17 protein-coding genes are annotated in these 18,363 nt (G+C 66.9%); 10 read left to right on the top strand and 7 right to left on the bottom strand.

The annotated features are described in order from the left end of the window. Nucleotides 1-184: 184 nt before the first annotated feature. Entirely contained in the window at nucleotides 185-436 is a 252-nt protein-coding gene (locus ASE95_RS03130) for a hypothetical protein (RefSeq protein ID WP_200918726.1), read from the bottom strand. Nucleotides 437-554: 118 nt separating this feature from the next. Between ASE95_RS03130 and ASE95_RS03125 the strand changes: the two genes are divergently transcribed. The 3 genes from ASE95_RS03125 (at nucleotide 555) to ASE95_RS03115 (ending at nucleotide 3,606) form a co-directional block, all read left to right on the top strand. Next, nucleotides 555-1,694 (top strand): glycosyltransferase family 4 protein, encoded by a 1,140-nt coding sequence (locus ASE95_RS03125; protein WP_162234658.1) that lies wholly within the window; start codon nucleotides 555-557, stop codon nucleotides 1,692-1,694. Nucleotides 1,695-1,768: 74 nt separating this feature from the next. Beyond that, nucleotides 1,769-3,172 carry an NAD(P)H-dependent flavin oxidoreductase gene (locus tag ASE95_RS03120; RefSeq protein WP_056631286.1) on the top strand — a complete coding sequence of 468 codons (1,404 nt, stop codon included), beginning with the start codon at nucleotides 1,769-1,771 and terminating at the stop codon, nucleotides 3,170-3,172. Next, the gene (locus tag ASE95_RS03115; RefSeq protein ID WP_056631283.1) at nucleotides 3,172-3,606 is read left to right on the top strand and encodes a hypothetical protein; all 435 of its coding nucleotides are present in this window, start codon (nucleotides 3,172-3,174) and stop codon (nucleotides 3,604-3,606) included. The genes ASE95_RS03120 and ASE95_RS03115 overlap by 1 nt, the downstream gene beginning before the upstream one ends. Before the next feature lie 212 nt (nucleotides 3,607-3,818). Here the strand turns inward: ASE95_RS03115 and ASE95_RS03110 are convergent, their stop codons facing one another. Both ASE95_RS03110 and ASE95_RS03105 read right to left on the bottom strand, forming a co-directional pair. Next, nucleotides 3,819-3,995, bottom strand: coding sequence for a hypothetical protein (locus ASE95_RS03110; RefSeq protein ID WP_200918725.1), 177 nt, complete (start codon nucleotides 3,993-3,995; stop codon nucleotides 3,819-3,821). 105 nt (nucleotides 3,996-4,100) lie between these two features. Then, nucleotides 4,101-5,099: a 2-hydroxyacid dehydrogenase gene (locus tag ASE95_RS03105; RefSeq protein WP_056633076.1), complete on the bottom strand. Its 999-nt coding sequence runs from the start codon at nucleotides 5,097-5,099 to the stop codon at nucleotides 4,101-4,103. 75 nt (nucleotides 5,100-5,174) lie between these two features. Here ASE95_RS03105 and ASE95_RS03100 point away from each other — a divergent pair, with 75 nt between their 5' ends. From ASE95_RS03100 to ASE95_RS03085, 4 genes are read left to right on the top strand one after another with little or no spacing between them, the layout of a single operon-like run. Further along, the gene (locus ASE95_RS03100; protein ID WP_056631279.1) at nucleotides 5,175-5,672 is read left to right on the top strand and encodes an SH3 domain-containing protein; all 498 of its coding nucleotides are present in this window, start codon (nucleotides 5,175-5,177) and stop codon (nucleotides 5,670-5,672) included. Then, a complete protein-coding gene (gene nadC, locus ASE95_RS03095; protein WP_056631277.1) occupies nucleotides 5,669-6,514 on the top strand; it encodes a carboxylating nicotinate-nucleotide diphosphorylase in 846 nt (281 codons plus the stop codon). The genes ASE95_RS03100 and nadC overlap by 4 nt, the downstream gene beginning before the upstream one ends. A gap of 23 nt (nucleotides 6,515-6,537) precedes the next feature. Next, a complete protein-coding gene (locus ASE95_RS03090) occupies nucleotides 6,538-7,038 on the top strand; it encodes a hypothetical protein (RefSeq protein WP_156347860.1) in 501 nt (166 codons plus the stop codon). Nucleotides 7,039-7,064: 26 nt separating this feature from the next. Then, a complete protein-coding gene (locus ASE95_RS03085) occupies nucleotides 7,065-7,754 on the top strand; it encodes a ribonuclease T2 (RefSeq protein WP_056633073.1) in 690 nt (229 codons plus the stop codon). Between the two features lie 263 nt (nucleotides 7,755-8,017). Here ASE95_RS03085 and ASE95_RS03080 read toward each other — a convergent pair whose 3' ends face one another. From ASE95_RS03080 to ASE95_RS03065, 4 genes are all read right to left on the bottom strand, one after another. After that, nucleotides 8,018-8,677, bottom strand: a complete 660-nt coding sequence (locus tag ASE95_RS03080; RefSeq protein WP_235528161.1) for a DUF6975 family protein — start codon at nucleotides 8,675-8,677, stop codon at nucleotides 8,018-8,020. A 219-nt stretch (nucleotides 8,678-8,896) separates the two neighbouring features. Continuing rightward, entirely contained in the window at nucleotides 8,897-10,924 is a 2,028-nt protein-coding gene (gene rpoD, locus ASE95_RS03075; protein WP_056631271.1) for an RNA polymerase sigma factor RpoD, read from the bottom strand. Then, on the bottom strand, nucleotides 10,924-12,819 hold the full coding sequence (gene dnaG / locus ASE95_RS03070) for a DNA primase (protein ID WP_056631269.1): 1,896 nt from the start codon (nucleotides 12,817-12,819) through the stop codon (nucleotides 10,924-10,926). The genes rpoD and dnaG overlap by 1 nt, the downstream gene beginning before the upstream one ends. Before the next feature lie 146 nt (nucleotides 12,820-12,965). Further along, nucleotides 12,966-13,418 carry a GatB/YqeY domain-containing protein gene (locus ASE95_RS03065; protein ID WP_056631266.1) on the bottom strand — a complete coding sequence of 151 codons (453 nt, stop codon included), beginning with the start codon at nucleotides 13,416-13,418 and terminating at the stop codon, nucleotides 12,966-12,968. Nucleotides 13,419-13,513: 95 nt separating this feature from the next. On the opposite strand from ASE95_RS03065, the gene carA reads away from it, so the two are divergent. The 3 genes from carA to carB are packed head-to-tail and all read left to right on the top strand — an operon-like array spanning nucleotide 13,514 to nucleotide 18,293. Beyond that, nucleotides 13,514-14,683, top strand: a complete 1,170-nt coding sequence (carA, locus tag ASE95_RS03060) for a glutamine-hydrolyzing carbamoyl-phosphate synthase small subunit (protein ID WP_056631261.1) — start codon at nucleotides 13,514-13,516, stop codon at nucleotides 14,681-14,683. After that, entirely contained in the window at nucleotides 14,680-14,949 is a 270-nt protein-coding gene (locus tag ASE95_RS03055; protein ID WP_056631258.1) for a hypothetical protein, read from the top strand. The genes carA and ASE95_RS03055 overlap by 4 nt, the downstream gene beginning before the upstream one ends. Beyond that, entirely contained in the window at nucleotides 14,949-18,293 is a 3,345-nt protein-coding gene (carB, locus tag ASE95_RS03050) for a carbamoyl-phosphate synthase large subunit (protein ID WP_056631255.1), read from the top strand. Before ASE95_RS03055 ends, carB begins: the two co-directional genes overlap by 1 nt. Nucleotides 18,294-18,363 lie beyond the last annotated feature (70 nt).

Below are 18,363 nucleotides of genomic sequence, written 5' to 3'. Positions count from 1 at the left end.
AATGGCGCGTGAGATTTGTCCCTTCGCAAAACCCGGCATTACTCCGACATTGATGTGTCGCGACACCGTGCCGACTTGTGGCCGCACACAGCGAAGCCCGGAACGCGGTGGCGTTCCGGGCTTGCCGATGACCGGGGTCATGAAGAATGACGCCATGCCCGGGCGGGGCTATGGCGTCGTTCGATCAGTTGCTGTCGGAATCGTCGTTGCCGTCGACGGCGATGATGACACCCGCTGCAACGACCGCAGCGGCCAGGACCAGGCCGACGATGGCACCCGGAGCGGCCAGCTCGCTCTTGCCCTTGGTCACGGTGCCGGCGCGCGCCGACTTGGCGACCGACAGCGTTGCGGCGGGGTTGGCGACCGGCGCAGCGACCGCGGGAGCAGCGGCGAGCGTCATGGCGGCGGCGGCGGCGAACATCGAAGCGATCTTCATGATGGGTCTCCTGTCAGGCGTGGATAACAGGCCGACACATGTCGCGTTCCCGAAGATCCGGGAAGCGGAACATGATGCAGCACAGCATTTGATCCGCTATGTGGCAGGCATGTCACATGTGGCGTCGATTCTTTACATTTTCCCGATCTTCGATCCCGAGGGCGCTGATGGATGGAGCCGGCGCGCGGTGCGGATGATGGCGACGATCGGGGATCGCGCGCGTCATACGATCGCCGCGGATGAATATCGCGGCGCGCTGCCCGCCGACGTGCGGGCGACGCTGGCGCAAAACCCTCCGCCGCTGACGGGGGCGATATCGGTGGCGCGATACGAGGCGATCGCGCGGGCGCTGCGCGGCCACGATCTGGTGCTGACTCACGGCGCGGGAGCGATCGACGCGGCGATGGCGCGGCGGGCGTTTCCGCGTGGCGCGCCGCCGATCGTTCATCACGAGGACCCCGCCGAAGCGACCATGGGCGGCAGTGCGCGATTGTACCGTCGGATCGCGTTGGGCGCCGCGGGCGGGCTGGTGGTGAGCGGCGAGGCGGCGGCGCAGGCGGCGCAGGCGCGCTGGAAGCTGTCGGCCGACCGCGTCCATGCGATCCCCCCCGGCATCGATCTGGCCGCGTTCGCGCGCGGCCCGGATGCGAAGGCGACCGCCGGCTTTCGCCGCAAGCCCACCGACGTGGTGATCGGCATCGTCGCCGACCTGGCGGCCGGCGACGACGTGGCGTTGCTGGTCCGCGCGGTCGCCGGGGTGGCGGCGCGGTTCCGGTTGGTGGTGATCGATGCCGGCGGGGCCGCCGACGCGGCGACTGGCGATGGAGGCGGCCGCGCCGCGGTGGAGCGCGCGGCGCTGGCGATGGGGATCGACGACCGGCTGGTGCTGCGTGACACGATCCCGGCATCGTCGAGTTATCTGGGCGCGTTCGACGTGTTGCTGCTGCCGATGCGGCGCGGGCCGGCACCCGCGATCGTGGTGGAGGCGATGGCGGCGGGGGTGCCGGTGATGGCGCTTGGCGGCGGGGCGACGGAGGAAAGGCTGTCGGCGGAAAATCGCGCGCTGCTGGCACCGTTCGCGGGAGAAGTGGCGGTGCGCGATGCGCTGCAACCGCTCGCGACCGACGCGACGTTGCGGGCATCGATCGGTGCGGCGAACCGCGCGCGTGCCATGGCGGTGCACGGCGATGCGGCGATGATCGAAAGGTCGGTTGCCCTGTACGCGGCGGTGACCGGGCGTCCGGGTTCGCTCGGCTAGGTCGCATTTCGGTCGCGTTGCCGTCCGATTGCTTTATATGCGTAGCCTCCATCATTCGTGAAACGGGAAAACGCGTGTTCAAGGGGCTGAAGCCGATCGTCTATGGAGGCCGCGAGGTCTGGCCGCTGGTGGAAGGCGGCAAGGGTGTCGCCGCCACCAATCACGCGTCGGCGGGCGCATGGGCGGCGGCAGGCGGGATCGGCACCGTGTCGGCGGTGAACGCTGACAGCTACGATCCCGAAGGCCGCATCATCCCGCAGATCTACCGCGCGCTGACCCGGCGCGAGCGGCATGAGGAACTGATCGAATATGCGATCGAGGGCGCGGTGCAGCAGGTGCAGCGCGCGTGGGACATCGCCGGCGGCAAGGGCGCGATCAACATCAACGTGTTGTGGGAAATGGGCGGTGCGCCGCGCATCCTGCACGGCGTGCTGGAGCGGACGCGCGGGCTGGTGGCGGGCGTCACCTGTGGCGCGGGGATGCCGTACAAGCTGAGCGAGATCGCGTCGTCCTACGACGTCAGCTATCTGCCGATCGTCAGCAGCGGGCGGGCGTTCCGCGCGTTGTGGAAGCGCGCCTATTCCAAGGCTAGCGAATGGCTGGCGGCGGTCGTCTATGAAGATCCGTGGCTGGCGGGCGGGCACAACGGCCTGTCGAATGCCGAGGACCCGTTGAAGCCGGAGGATCCGTATCCGCGCGTGAAGGCGCTGCGCGAAACGATGCGCGAGGGCGGCGTGCCGGATACGACCCCGATCGTGATGGCGGGCGGCGTCTGGTATCTGCGCGACTGGAACGACTGGATCGACAATCCCGAACTGGGCCAGATCGCGTTCCAATATGGCACGCGCCCGTTGCTGACCCAGGAAAGCCCGATCCCCGAGGGCTGGAAGGGCAAGCTGACGCAGATCGAGGAGGGCGAGGTGCTGTTGCATCGCTTTTCCCCGACCGGTTTCTATTCGTCGGCGGTGCGCAACCCGTTCCTGCGCTCGCTGGAGGCGCGGTCCGACCGGCAGATCGCGTTTTCGACGCAGGAAGCGGGGGATCATGTCTTCCAGCTGGACGTGGGCGTGAAGGGCAAGAACTTCTGGGTGACCCGCAACGACCTGCTGCGCGCGCGCGAGTGGTTCGGCGCAGGGTTCACCGATGCGCTGAAGACGCCGGACAATACGCTGGTGTTCGTCTCACCGCAGGAAAAGGGCGAGATCCGCAAGGATCAGGCCGATTGCATGGGCTGCCTCAGCCAGTGCCTGTTCTCCAGCTGGGCGGACAGCGAGACGAACTCGACCGGACGGCTGGCCGATCCGCGCAGCTTCTGTATCCAGAAGACGCTGCAGGATATCGCGCATGGGGGAGACACCGACGCCAATCTGATGTTCGCGGGGCATGCGGCGTACAATTTCAAGCGCGATCCGTTCTATTCAAACGGCTTCGTGCCGACCGTCAAGCAACTGGTCGACCGCATCCTGACGGGGGATTGATGCTGGACGCCGCGTTGTCGCAGGTAGCGGCGGCGTGGCGTTTCGCGCGTGATCCGTGGTGGGTGATCGGCAGCGCCGCCGTGTGGCTGCATGGGGTCGCCACGACGGTCGCCGATATCGACGTACTGGCAAGTGCGCGCGACGCCGAGGCGATGATAGCCGCGTGGCCAGGTGCGGTTACGACCGGAGCGGCCGGCGCGCGGTTCCGGTCGCATCCGTTCGCGCGGCTGGACGGCGCGGCGTTGCCGGTCGAGGTGATGGCGGATCTTGAAGTGCGCGTCGACCGCCGCTGGCAGAGCGTGAGGCCCTTAACGCGGGTGGCGTGTCGCGGCGTGTTCGTCCCCGACCGGGCCGAGTTGGCGACGATCCTGCGACGGTTCGGCCGAGCGAAGGATTTGGGGCGGGCGGCCGCGCTGGACCGTAGGCCGGGGTAAGCGGCTTCGTCTTTTTCGATAAGCGATGATGGCGGCTATCGCCTACGCCGACGCGGTTGTGGAGCAAGCCGCTTTTCGCCGCGGGGTGGGTATAGAATCGGCGAGACCTTACGGGTGAACCGGTCTCAGCTGCGATCCCGTCCGAAGCCACGCGAAAAAGGCGCGCCACCGGGATTCGGTGACGCGCCGTCGTTCGTCTTGAAGCGGGGAGGTCAGTCGACGACGGTGCCGACCACCGCGCCGCCGACGCCGCCGACCGCCGCACCCTTTTCGACGCTACCGCCGGTCGCTGCGGCCACGCCCGCGCCGCCGGCGCCGCCGATCGCCGCGCCACGCAGGGTGGAGCATGCCGACATCGAGACGGCGGCGGTGACGAGAAGGGCGGACATCGCGATCTTTTTCATTGGGTTGTTCCTGTCTTGATGGATGTCAACCCAATGCTGCGCCGCCGCACAGGTTCCGGACGAACATGTTTCGTCACAGTTCGCGGGGTGTCACACCCAGCCTTCGAGCACCTGATCCGGCGGCCGGTGACCATCGGCCCACATCCGGATGTTGGCAATCACTCGCTCGCCGGACGCGACCCTTCCCTCCCATGTCGCCGAGCCCATGTGCGGGGTCATGACGACGTTGGACAAGGCGAGCAGCCGCGGGTCGATTTCCGGTTCGTGCCGCCAGACGTCCAGGCCCGCACCCGCCAGACGTCCGCCTTCCAGAGCGTCGATCAGGGCATCCTCGTCGAGGATGCCGCCGCGGCTGGCGTTGATGACGAAGACGTGCGGGCGCAGCAACGCGATGCGCCGCGCATCGATCAGGTCGCGGCTGTCGGCGTTGAGCGGCGTGTGGATGGTCAATATGTCGACCGCGCCGAGCATCGCGTCGAGATCGGGATGCCATTGCGCATCGAGCCCGGCTTCCGCCACGTCAGGCAGCCGTTGCCGGTTATGATAATGGATCGACAGACCGAAGGCACGGGCGCGGCGCGCCACGGCTTGCCCGATACGGCCCATGCCGACGATGCCGAGCGCCTTGCCGCCGATCCGGTAACCCAGCATCCCGCCGGGGCTCCAGCCGTTCCATTGCCCGGAACGGACCAGTTTCTCGCCCTCCGCCAGCCGCCGCGGCACCGACAGGATCAACGCCATCGTCATGTCGGCGGTGTCTTCGGTCAGCACACCCGGCGTGTTGGTGACGATGATGCCGCGCGTGCGCGCCGCGGCGAGGTCGATATGGTTCACGCCCGCGCCGAAATTGGCGATCAGCCGCAGCCGCGGCCCGGCCCCGGCGATCAGGGCGTCGTCGATCGTATCGGTGACCGCGGGCACCAGCACGTCGCAATCCGCCATCGCCGCGGCCAGCGCGGCACGGCCGAGCGGCACGTCGTCAGCATTGCCGGTGATATCGAACAATTCGCCCAGCCGACTCATCACGACATCGGGCAGCGCCCGCGTCACGATCACCTTGGGATGGGCGCAGCGTCGCAGATCGGCCATGACGACCGGATTGGCGAATGCCCGCGCATGCGTCAACGGTTGATGCCGCGCGGCAAGCGTGGCTAGAGGGCGGATGTGAACAGGGACCATCTTTCGATCGCAGTGGCGGTGGCGGCGTGCGTGTCGATCCTCGCGCCGTTGCCGGCCGTCGCGGCGAGCGAGCAGAAGACACCGCCGTACCTCGGCTCCATCGCGGCGACGCGCGCGCGGATGCGGACCGGGCCGGGGCGCAATTTTCCGGCGAGCTGGATCTACGTCCGCGCCGACCTGCCGGTACGGGTGCTGGAGGTGTTCAAGGAATGGCGGCGGGTCGAGGATCCCGACGGGACGCAAGGATGGATGCTGAATGCGTTGCTGAGCCAGACGCGCACCGCGATCGTGCGCGGGACCGAGCCGGCGGAGTTGCGCGACCGGCCCGGCGGCCCGACGATCGTGTGGCGCGCGCAGCCCGGTGTGGTCGGGCGCATCACGCGGTGCGGCAATGGCTGGTGCCGGTTCGACGTGAAGGGGCAGGCGGGGTTCATCCAGACCGACCGTATCTGGGGCGTGGAAGATATGGAGCGGCTGCCATGACCTTCGGTATCGAGGGGTTCGACCTGGACGCGTTCGTCGCGGCGACGTTGGCCGAGGACATGGGCGAGGGCGGCGACGTCACCTCGGCGGCGGTGATCCCGGCGAATGCGCGGTTCGAGGCGGTGATGGACAGCCGTGACGCGATCACGGTGTGCGGGCTGGAGATCGCCGCGGCGTTCTTCCGCCGGATGGATGCGCAGGCGACGATCGAGCTGCTGGTGGCGGACGGCGACCGGGTGGCGGCGGGAACGGCCTTGATGCGGATCACCGGCAACGCCCGCGCGCTGCTGACCGCCGAGCGAGCCGCGCTGAACACCGTGCAGCATCTGTCGGGGATCGCGACGCTGACCGCCGCCTATGTCGATGCGATCGCCGGCAGCGGCGCGACGTTGCTCGACACGCGCAAGACGATACCGGGGCTGAGGCGGCTGGAGAAATATGCGACGCGCACCGGCGGCGCGCGCAACCACCGCATGGGGCTGTGGGATGCGGCGATGATCAAGGACAATCACGTCGCGGTCGCCGGCGGTGTCGGTCCGGCGGCGGCGCTGGCCAAGGCGGCGGGGATCGCCACGATCATCGTCGAGGTCGACCGCATCGATCAGATCGAGCCGGCAATCGTCGCAGGGGCGACGCACCTGCTGCTCGATAACATGGCGCCCGACGTGCTGCGCGACGCGGTGGCGTTCGTCGACGGGCGCGTGCCCACCGAGGCGTCGGGCGGGGTCACGCTGGACACGATCGGTGCCGTCGCGCGCACCGGCGTGTGCTATGTCAGCGTCGGGCGGATCACCCAGTCGGCACCCGCCGCCGACATCGGGCTGGACTTTGCAGAGCTATGAGCGAGCCGAAGAAGCACAAAAAGGTGGCCGAGCCCGTTGCGCGTTTCAGCGTCAGCCAGTTCCTCGCCGCGGGCGCGCGACCGCCGTCGATCGTGCGGTTCGAGCGCCTGTATCTGGCGTCGTTCGTGGTCTCGCTGCTTGGCTGGGCATTCAGCTGGCAATCGACCGCCGACCGGCTGGCGGTGGATCCCAAGACCGCGCCGTTCGGCTGGTTGCTGCCGCTCGCGTTGTTGCTGAGTTGCGCGATCACGCTGTTGCTGTGGTATCTGGTCGCGCGGCGCGCGAGCGCGGCGGCGAAATGGGTGGTGACGATCCTGACCGCGCTGGCGGCGGTGCGCTTCGTCATCAACCTGAACGTGGTGTTCCGCGGACCGGTGCCGATGACGGCGCTGCTGCTGTCGGCCGCGATCCTGGCGCTGGGGCTCGCCGCGACGTGGCAGCTGTTCCACGCCGACGCGCGGGCGTGGTTCGGTGAGGAAACGGACGGCGGGGACGGTGTGGTAACGGACGGGGACGGACAGTGACGAAGTCGATCGCATGGGTGCTGGGGATGGCGGCGGCGCTGGTCGTGCCGGAGATCGCCGATGCGCAGGCGCTGTCGTGCGCGGTGCCGGGCACAGTCCCGCGCCCGCGCCCCGACCTGCCCAGCCAAAGCCAGCCGGTACGGCGCATTCCGATCGGCAGCTACACGCTGGCGATCAGCTGGAGCCCCGAATATTGCCGGGGCAGCGGCGAACGGCCGGGTGCGCAATTCCAGTGCGGGTCGGCCAATCGCTTCGGCTTCGTGCTGCACGGGCTGTGGCCGGACGGGATCGGCAAGGACTGGCCGCAATATTGTCGCGCGACGCCGCTGCTGTCGCGGCAGGTGATCCGTCGCAACCTGTGTTCGACGCCATCGCCGCAGCTGATGCAGCACGAATGGGCCAAGCACGGCACCTGCATGGCAGGCTACACGCCGGAGCGGTACTTCGCCCGCTCGACGACGATGTTCCGTGCATTGCGCTTCCCGGACATGGCGCGGCTGGCGCAGTCACCGTTGACCGCCGGACGGCTGGCGGAGGCGATCGCGGCGGCCAATCCGGGCATGCGGCCCGACATGATGCGAGTGACGGGGACGCGTGGCGGAGCGCTGGACGAAGTGTGGCTGTGCACCGACAAAAGCTTCCGTTATGCGCGCTGCCCCGCGCATCAGGGTGGGCTGCACCCCGCCGCGCGAATCACGATAGCGGCGCTGCCATAAAGCGAGCGGGGCGGCTTCGGCAGCGAAACCGCGACGCGACGGCCGGGCTATCCGTAGCGGGTGAGTTCACGCATCGCGGGCATTCGGCCAGCGAGCGTCAGCCGCTGTATGCGGCGTTCATCGACATAGCTCCGATGCGCCTCCGGTACCGGGCTGAGCCATATCTGTTGCGGGACTGATGACGATCGGCGGCTGCATCTGCGTCCGTCATCGAAGGTCGGGCCGACAGCGGCGGCGCCGGGTCGCGGTGGCAGACGGATGAATCACATACTGCGGCGGGCGACGGCGCGTGCCTCCAGCAATTGCCATAGTCCACGATGCTGGGCGAGCATCTGTTGCGCGCCGAACGCCATCGCGCGTTCGACCGAGGTGCTGGCTTCCACCGCGCGCAGCATCGCGATCGCCTGCGTGGCGATCTCGGCGAAGGGCGCGCCGGCGGGCAACGCCATGCGTCGCGCGCATCCGTCGAGCACACCGCGCACCGCCGCCCAATCGAGCACGAACGCCAGCGCGGTGCCGGTGGCACAACCAGCGCGGGTGGAGCGTGCAAGCATTTCCAGCGCGTTACGCTGCGTCAGGATCGCGGCTTGCGACGCCGCCTGTCCGGGGGTGGAGGGAAGCGGGCCGACCGCCGCGGTCAACCGCACCAGCAACGCGCGCTCGCCGCTGATGGCGACGGCGGCATGATCCAGCCAGTCGCATGCCAGCGGATCGACATTGGCGGTGCGCGCATGTTCGACGATACCGGGGAAGGCGCCATGGATCACGCACAATGCGTGCACCGCGTCGGCGATGTCACGCAACGTGGCGGTCTGCTGCATCAGGGCGCGGGCGTGCGGCGCACTGGCGGTGCCGTCGGCCGCGACCATCGCCAGGATCGTCTCGGCACAGCCCACCGGCCGCTGATCGATTGCGATCGTCACGCTTTCCTCCGCTTAGATCGGTTGGATCGCACTCTGATCCGGCGCCGATAAGCGAGGTATTAGGACGACGACGTAAAGGGGGAGTTTACAGGCGAACCCGAAAAGGGCGCGCGCCCGGCGCTTCGTCGGTTTTTGAGAGATATCGCGCCGAAAGCGAGACGAAGCGATCCGGCGCGGGCATGACGCGCCGGATCGCTTCGTTGTGTCCGCAATAAAGCCTTACTGATCGAGGAAGCTGCGCATCTTGCGGCTGCGCGACGGATGCTTGAGCTTCCGCAACGCCTTGGCCTCGATCTGGCGAATACGCTCACGCGTGACCGAGAATTGCTGCCCGACCTCCTCCAGCGTGTGATCGGTGTTCATGCCGATCCCGAAGCGCATCCGCAGCACGCGCTCCTCACGCGGGGTGAGGCTGGCGAGCACGCGGGTGACGGTTTCCTTGAGGTTCGCCTGGATCGCGGCGTCGACCGGGATCACCGCGTTCTTGTCCTCGATGAAGTCGCCGAGGTGGCTGTCCTCCTCGTCGCCGATCGGCGTTTCAAGGCTGATCGGCTCCTTGGCGATCTTCATCACCTTGCGCACCTTTTCCAGCGGCATGGAGAGGCGCTCGGCCATCTCCTCCGGGGTCGGCTCGCGGCCCTGCTCGTGCAGGAACTGCCGGCTGGTGCGCACCAGCTTGTTGATCGTCTCGATCATGTGGACCGGGATACGGATCGTGCGTGCCTGATCCGCGATCGAGCGCGTGATCGCCTGGCGGATCCACCAGGTGGCGTAGGTCGAGAACTTGTAGCCACGCCGATATTCGAACTTGTCGACCGCCTTCATCAGCCCGATGTTGCCCTCCTGGATCAGATCCAGGAACTGCAGCCCGCGGTTGGTGTATTTCTTGGCGATCGAGATCACGAGGCGGAGGTTGGCCTCGACCATCTCCTTCTTGGCGATGCGCGCCTCGCGCTCCGCTTTCTGCACCATGTTGACGATGCGGCGGAACTCGCTGAGCGCCATGCCGGTCTGCTGCGAAATCTCGCTGATCTCGGTGCGGATGCGGTCGACGGCCGCTTCCTCGTTGGCGGCGAACGCCTTCCACTTCTTGTCGAGTCCGGCGACCGAGGGCAGAAAGCCCTCGTCCAGCTCATGGCCCATGTAGCGGTCGAGGAAATCCTTGCGGTTGACCTTGTGCCGCTCGGCCAGCCGCAGCATCTGCCCGCCGAGCGTCGTCAGCCGGCGGTTGTAGCTGTAGAGCTGGTCGACCAGATATTCGATCTTGGTCTGGTGGAACTGGACGCTTTCGACCTCGGCGGTGAGATCCTCGCGCAGCTTCTGGTATTTGCGCTCCTCTGCCGACGACAGATCGTCGCCAGACGCCATCGCCTCCAGCCGGTTTTCCTGCATCTTGGAAAACTTGCGATAGATAGCGGTGATGTTGGCGAATTTCTCCAGCGCCTGCGGCTTGAGCGTTTCCTCCATCTGCGCCAGGCTGAGGGTGTTGTCCTCCTCCTCCTCCTCGCTGGGGCGGGGCGCACGACGCTCGGTCATGTCGTCCTCGTCGTCGGCGGGCGCCTCCTCCGGCTCCTCTTCCTCCTTGAAGGTCGGGCCGGCGTTCGACGCGCTGATCTCGCCGGTGTCGGCCTCCGCACCCTCGACCTGTTCGGCCGACGGACCCTTGGACAACATGGCGTCGAGATCCACGATCTCGCGCAGTTGCATCGTGCCTTCGTTCAGCGCCGTCGACCAGTCGATGATCGCGTTGAAGGTGATCGGACTTTCGCACAGGCCGAGGATCATCGTGTCGCGCCCGGCCTCGATCCGCTTGGCGATGGCGATCTCGCCCTCGCGGCTCAGCAGCTCGACCGCGCCCATTTCGCGCAGGTACATGCGGACCGGATCGTCGGTCCGATCGATCGTTTCCTTCTTCTTCTCGACCGCGGGCGCGGCACCTTCGGCCTCGCCGTCGACGGCCTCCGCCTCCTCGTCGTCTGCGCGCTCCTCCGGCTCGCCGTCCTCGCCGGCTTCCTCGTTCTCGACGATGTTGACGCCCATCTCGTTGAGCGCCGACATGACGTCCTCGAGCTGGTCGGAGGACATCTGATCCTGCGGAAGCGCTTCGTTGAGCTGATCGTAGGTGATGTAGCCGCGCTTCTTGGCGCGGGCGATCAGCTTCTTGATGTTCGCGTCGTTCAGGTCGATCAGCGGGGCATCGGTCGTTTCCGCGCCTTCGTCAGCACCGCCACCGTTCATCTTCGCCATCAATCGTCCTCGGGTCCAAGCGCGCGGGCGTCTTCGTTCGCCTGCACCAGATTTGCAAGCCGCTCGTCGAGCGCGCGCTGTTCGTTCACTAATGCCACTTGTCGTTCGAACGCCTCGGCGGTGAAGCGCGCCTGCATCGCAGAAGTTGCCTCCGCAAGCGCCGCATCCACTTCCGGTCGCGCGATCAGCACCGCAATCGCCTCGTCGAGGTCCTCGCGTGCCTGTCTCTCGTCGCCGCCGACGCGTGTGAAAGAATAGGGCATCGTATCGGCTCTCAGAAGATCGTGGGCGACCGCCTCGAAACCGGACCGTGCCAATATGGTGACCATGCGCCCGCTATCAAGCGGCGCGGCGCGACGGTCCTCCAGCGCGACATCCACCACCGCCTCGAACAGCCGACCCAGCGCGCCATCGGCCATCTTCAGCCCGCCCAGCACCTCCATGTGCCGCGCGATCTCCGCCGGGTGGCGGATCAGGCCGGCAAGCACCGCCTTGGCGAGCACGCGGTCGATACCGCCGGCCGCATTGAACTTCTTCGCGTCATCGGTGACCGGGGGCAGGGGCGGGGTCCATTTCTGCCCCGGCTTGCGTTGCGCCATCGGATAGAAGGGCTGCCGTTGCTGGAACGGCTGACGGTTGCGCGCGAAGCGTTCGTCGAAACGGTTGCGAAACTCGGCCCTATATTCGGACTTGACCGACGGATCGGCGATCGTCTCCGCCAGTTCGCCCAGCCGCTTCTTCAACCCGGCGCGCTGCTCCGGCGTGTCGAGCGGTTCGGCGGCGAGTTCGTGCCGCCACAACAGGTCGACCAGCGGCGCAGCATCGCGCACCAGCGCCTCGAACGCGGCCGCGCCCCTGGCACGAATCAGGTCGTCGGGGTCCTGCCCGTCGGGCAACGTCACGAACGACAGGCTGCGGCCCGGCGCGAGCATCGGCAGCGCACGGTGCGCGGCGCGGATGGCGGCTTTCTGCCCCGCATTGTCGCCGTCGAGGCACAGCGCCGGCACGTCGACGACGCGCCACAATCGCTCCAGCTGCTGTTCGGTCAGCGCGGTGCCGAGCGGAGCGACGACTTCTCCGATGCCGCCCTGCGCCAGCGCGATCGCGTCCATATACCCCTCGACCACGAACAGCCGCTCGGCCTTGCGGGCGGCGGCGGCGGCGCGGTCGAGATTGTAGAGTGTGCGGCCCTTGTCGAACAGCGGCGTGTCGGGGGAATTGAGGTACTTGGGTTCGCCGTCGCCGATGATCCGCCCGCCGAACGCGATCACGCGGCCGCGCGGATCGCGGATCGGGATCATCAGGCGACCACGGAAACGGTCGTAAGGCTCCTTGCCGTCGACCTGGATCAGCAACCCGGCTTCAACCAGCATCGCGTCACCGAAATCCTTCAATGCCGTTCGCAATTTGCCGCGCGCATCCGGGGCGTAGCCGAACCCGAAGGTGCGGCGCGACGCGTCGGTGACGCCGCGTCGGTCGAGCAATGCCCGCGCCTCCGCACCGTCGATGCCGCCGAGCTGCTGGGTGAACCAGTCGGCGGCGGCCTGCATGACGTCGTGGAGCGATTTCGCACGTTCGGCGCGCTGCGCGGCGCGGACGTCCTGCGCGGGCACCTCCATGCCGGCGGCGGCGGCGAGTTCCTTCACCGCGTCCATGAACGGCAGGCCCTGATGATCGGTCAGCCAGCGGATCGCGTCGCCGTGCGCCGAACAGCCGAAGCAGTGATAGAAGCCCTTGTCGTCGTTGACGTAAAAGCTGGGCGTCTTTTCGTTATGGAACGGGCAGCAGCCCTTCGACTCGCGTCCGGCGCGGGTCAGCTTCACCGTCTTGCCCACCAGCGCGGTCAGCGAGGTGCGGGCACGAAGCTCGTCAAGGAAGGCGGGAGTAAGGCTCACGCGCTCTTATAACCCATATGAACGGTTCGTTCGAGATCGACAAGCGGGTTCGCGGGGCGAGGCGGAAAACGCCGGTGTCGAACGATCGGCCGGCGCCGCGGTCTCCGCGCGCCGGTCGCTGTGCTTCCGTGCTTGTGACAGCGTGCCTACGACAGCGCCGCCTTCACCAACCCGCTGGCCTTGCTCATGTCGAGTGTCGCGGCGTGTCGCGCCTTCAGCTCGGCCATCACGCGGCCCATGTCCTTCATGCCGCCCGCACCCAGTTCGGCCTTGATCGCCTCGATCGCGGCCTTCGTTTCCGCTTCGGTCATCTGCGTCGGCAGGAACCGTTCGATCACCGCGACCTCGGCCGCTTCCGCCGCCGCCAGCTCGGCGCGGCCGCCCTGTTCGAACATCGCGATCGATTCGCGACGCTGCTTCACCATCTTCTGCAGGACCTCAACGACCAGCGCATCGTCGTCGGTCACGGCCGATCCGGTCCGCGCCTCGATATCGCGATTTTTGATCGCGGCCTGAATCAATCCGATAGCGCCGCGCGCTTCCTTGTCGCCGGCCTTCATCGCCGCGATCTGCGCTGCCTTGATGTCGTCGCGAATCATCCACTCGTCCTTAACCGATTGACGCATCCATCGCGCGTCTCTAGCGGGCGGGGCTTAGCGACATTGCCGACCCACACAAGGAGTGCCCGCCTGTCATGGCCGAGCCTGAGTTTCCGCACGCGCCCAAGCCCGATGGTGCCACCGGCGTGCTCGTTCTGGCCAGTGGCGAGGTGGCGTGGGGCCGTGGTTTCGGCGCGGAAGGCGCCGCGGTCGGCGAGGTGTGTTTCCACACCGCGATGACCGGATATCAGGAGATCATGACCGATCCGTCCTTCGCCGGGCAGATCATCACCTTCACCTTCCCGCACATCGGCAACGTCGGCGCGAACCCCGACGACGTGGAGGCGGACAATCCGCACGCGCTGGCGATGATCGTGCGCGAGGACCCGACCGCGCCGTCGAACTTCCGGGCGATGGAAAATCTGGACGGCTGGATGAAGCGGCACACGCGCATCGGGCTGGCGGGCATCGACACCCGCGCGCTGACGCGGCGCATTCGTGGCGGCGGCGCGCCCAACGGGGTGGTCGCCTATTCCGCGGCGGGCGACTTCGATCTGGACGCCTTGCTGAAGCTGGCGCGCGGCTGGCCCGGGCTGGAGGGCATGGACCTCGCCAAGGACGTGACGCGCGAGACGCACGGCAGCTGGGCCGGCGGCATCTGGCGGCTGGGCTTCGGTTATGCAGCGGACGGCGAGGGCGAGCGCCCGCATGTCGTGGCGATCGATTACGGCAGCAAGTTCAACATTTTCCGCAATCTCGTTCAGGCCGGTGCGAAGGTTTCGGTGGTGCCGGCGACCGCAACGTTCGCCGAGATCATGGCGCTGAACCCGGACGGTATCTTCCTGTCGAACGGTCCCGGCGATCCGGCCGCGACCGGCGACTATGCGGTGCCGGTGATCCGGCAGCTGCTGGAGACGGGCAAGCCGTTGTTCGGCATCTGCCTGGGGCACCAGTTGCTGGCGCTGGCGGTGGGGGCGCGGACGACCAAGATGTTCCAGGGGCATCGCGGCGCGAACCATCCGGTCAAGCGGCTGGATGACGGCGCGGTGGAGATCACCAGCATGAACCACGGTTTCGCGGTGGAGCGCGACTCGCTGCCCGCGAATGCGCGCGAGACGCATGTGTCGCTGTTCGACGGAAGCAATGCGGGGATCGAGCTGACCGATCGGCCGGCATTCTCGGTGCAATATCACCCCGAGGCGAGCCCGGGCCCGCAGGACAGTTTCTATCTGTTCGAACGGTTTGTGGGGGCGTTACGGCAATGACTTTGTCGCTCGCACTTGCGATGCAGGTCGCGGCACAACCGGCTCAACCACGACGTGAGGTGAAGCAAGCTGACCTGAACGCGATGGCCGACGCATGCCACGCGCCACGTAAGTGGCTGTATCTGAAAGGCCGTGAGGTCGTGTTCGCAGCGAGCCCGGATGCGGATTATGACACGGTTGCGTGCGTGCTCGGAAAAGTCAGCGCAGCCGGGTCAATAACGAACGTCAGCTTCATCGGCAACGAACAAGCTTCGAAAGAAAAGTAATGCCCAAGCGCACCGACATCTCCTCCATCCTCGTCATCGGCGCCGGCCCGATCGTCATCGGGCAGGCGTGCGAGTTCGATTATTCGGGCACGCAGGCGATCAAGGCCCTGAAGGAAGAGGGCTATCGCATCGTGCTGGTCAATTCGAACCCCGCGACGATCATGACCGATCCCGAACTGGCCGACGCGACCTATGTCGAGCCGATCACGCCGGAGGTGGTGGCGAAGATCATCGAGAAGGAGCGCCCGGACGCGGTGCTGCCGACGATGGGCGGGCAGACCGCGCTGAACACCGCTCTGGCGCTGTTCCGCGACGGCACGCTGGAGAAGTTCGGCGTCACGATGATCGGCGCCGATGCCGATGCGATCGACAAGGCCGAGGACCGGCTGAAGTTCCGCGATGCGATGGACAAGATCGGGCTGGAGAGCGCACGCAGCCATATCGCGCACACCGAAAAGGAAGCACTGGAAGGGCTGGAGAAGGTCGGGCTGCCCGCGATCATCCGGCCGAGTTTCACGCTGGGCGGGACCGGCGGCGGCATCGCGTACAACCGCGAGGAATTCGTCGAGATCGTCCGCAAGGGGCTGGACGCGTCGCCGACCACCGAGGTGCTGATCGAAGAATCACTGCTCGGCTGGAAGGAATATGAGATGGAGGTGGTCCGCGACCGCGCGGACAATTGCATCATCATCTGTTCGATCGAGAACGTCGATCCGATGGGCGTCCACACCGGCGATTCCATCACCGTCGCGCCGGCGTTGACGCTGACCGACAAGGAATATCAGATCATGCGCAACGCCAGCATCGCGGTGCTGCGCGAGATCGGCGTGGAAACGGGCGGTTCGAACGTCCAGTTCGCGGTCAATCCCAAAGACGGCCGCCTGATCGTCATCGAGATGAACCCGCGCGTGTCGCGGTCCTCGGCATTGGCGAGCAAGGCGACCGGCTTCCCGATCGCGAAGGTCGCGGCGAAGCTGGCGGTCGGCTACACGCTCGACGAGATCGAGAACGACATCACCGGCGCGACCCCGGCCAGCTTCGAGCCGACGATCGATTATGTCGTCACCAAGATCCCGCGCTTCGCCTTCGAGAAGTTCAAGGGCGCGGAGGCGGTGTTGGGCACCGCGATGAAGTCCGTCGGCGAAGTGATGGCCATCGGGCGCAACATCCACGAATCGATGCAGAAGGCGCTGCGCGGGCTGGAGACCGGACTGTCGGGCTTCAACCATGTCGACCGGCTGGTCGGCGCGCCGCGCGCCGAGATCGAGGCCGCGCTGGCGGTCGCCTCGCCGGACCGGCTGCTGGTCGCGGCGCAGGCGCTGCGCGAAGGCTTCACGGTCGCCGAGGTCCATGCGATCGCCAAATACGATCCGTGGTTCCTGGAGCGGATCGCCGAGATCGTCGCAGCCGAGAACGAGGTGATGAGCGACGGCCTGCCGATCGAGGCACGCGGTATGCGCCGGTTGAAGGCGATGGGTTTCAGCGACAAGCGGCTGGCATGGCTGGCACTGCAATCCGCCAACCTGCGCGGCATGTCGCGTGGTATCGCGCGCGGATCGGGGCTGATCCACGAAGCGGTGAAGGCGATGACCGGCGGGGTGACCGAGGACGAGGTGCGCGAACATCGCCTGAAGCTGGGCGTGCGCCCGGTGTTCAAGCGGATCGACACCTGCGCGGCCGAGTTCGACGCCAAGACGCCGTATATGTATTCGACCTACGAAGCGCCCAGCTTCGGCGAGCCGGAGAACGAGGCGCAGCCGAGCGACCGGCGCAAGATCGTGATCCTGGGCGGTGGGCCGAACCGGATCGGGCAGGGGATCGAATTCGATTATTGCTGCTGCCACGCCTGCTTCGCGCTGGCGGACGCGGGCTATGAAACGATCATGGTCAACTGCAATCCGGAGACGGTGAGCACCGATTACGATACGTCGGACCGGCTGTATTTCGAGCCGCTGACCGCGGAGGACGTGCTGGAGATCCTGCATGTCGAGCAATCGCGCGGCGAACTGGTCGGCGTGATCGTGCAGTTCGGCGGTCAGACGCCGCTGAACCTGGCGCGCGCGCTTGAGAAGGCGGGCATCCCGATCCTGGGCACCAGCCCGGACGCGATCGACCTCGCGGAGGATCGCGAACGCTTTGCGGCGCTGGTCAACCGGCTGAAGCTGTTGCAGCCGTCGAACGGGATCGCGCGCAGCCGCGCGGAAGCGCTGAACGTCGCCAACCGCATCGGCTATCCGGTGCTGATGCGCCCCAGCTACGTGCTGGGCGGGCGCGCGATGGAGATCGTCGACAGCGATCTGCAGCTGGAGGATTATATCCAGACGGCGGTGCAGGTGTCGGGCGACGCGCCGGTGTTGATCGACCAGTATCTGCGCGACGCGATCGAGGTGGATGTCGACGCGATCTGCGACGGCGAGGACGTGGTGGTCGCGGGCGTGCTCCAGCATATCGAGGAAGCGGGCGTCCATTCGGGCGACAGCGCGTGCTCGATCCCGCCTTACTCGTTGTCGGCGGAGATCATCGCCGAGATCGAGAAGCAGACCGAGGCGCTGGCGCACGGGCTGAGCGTCGTCGGGCTGATGAACATCCAGTTCGCGGTCAAGGACGGGCAGGTCTATCTGATCGAGGTGAACCCGCGCGCCAGTCGCACGGTGCCGTTCGTGGCCAAGGCGATCGGCGCGCCGATCGCCAAGATCGCCAGCCGCGTGATGGCGGGCGAGAAGCTGCGCGACCTGCCGAAGATCGACCGCAACATCGATTATTTCGCGGTGAAGGAAGCGGTGTTCCCGTTCGCGCGCTTCCCCGGCATCGATCCGGTGTTGTCGCCTGAAATGAAGAGTACTGGCGAAGTAATGGGAATCTCGACCGATTTTACCACCGCTTTTGCCAAATCCCAGCTGGGCGCCGGCACCGTCCTGCCGACCAGCGGTGCGGTGTTCGTCAGCGTCAAGCCGGGCGACAAGGATCTGATCGTTCCTGCGGTGCGTGCCCTGGTCGAGGCCGGGTTCTCGATCGTGGCGACAACCGGCACCGCGGATCACCTGTCACGCGCCGGGTTGCCGGTCGAGACGGTCAACAAGGTCGCGCAGGGACGTCCGCATATCGTCGACCGGATCAAGGACGGAGCGATCGCGCTGATCTTCAACACGACCGAAGGCTGGCAGAGCCTGAAGGACTCGCAGCCGATCCGTGCCTCTGCGGTGAACGGCAAGATACCGTATTTCACCACCGCGTCGGCGGCGGTGCAGGCGGCGGAGGCGATCCGCGCCGCGGTTGCCGGTAATGGCGAGCGCAACCTTGAAGTACGGCCGTTGCAATCCTATTATTCACAATCGCACAACTGAATCCCGAACCTTGTTCTGATGGTGCGGGCGGTCCCTACAGGGAGGGGCCGTCCCGGGGATGCGCTTTTAC

This window comes from Sphingomonas sp. Leaf231 (genome assembly GCF_001421995.1).
GTDB lineage: Bacteria > Pseudomonadota > Alphaproteobacteria > Sphingomonadales > Sphingomonadaceae > Sphingomonas.
This window is presented reverse-complemented; position numbering and strand designations above follow the sequence as displayed.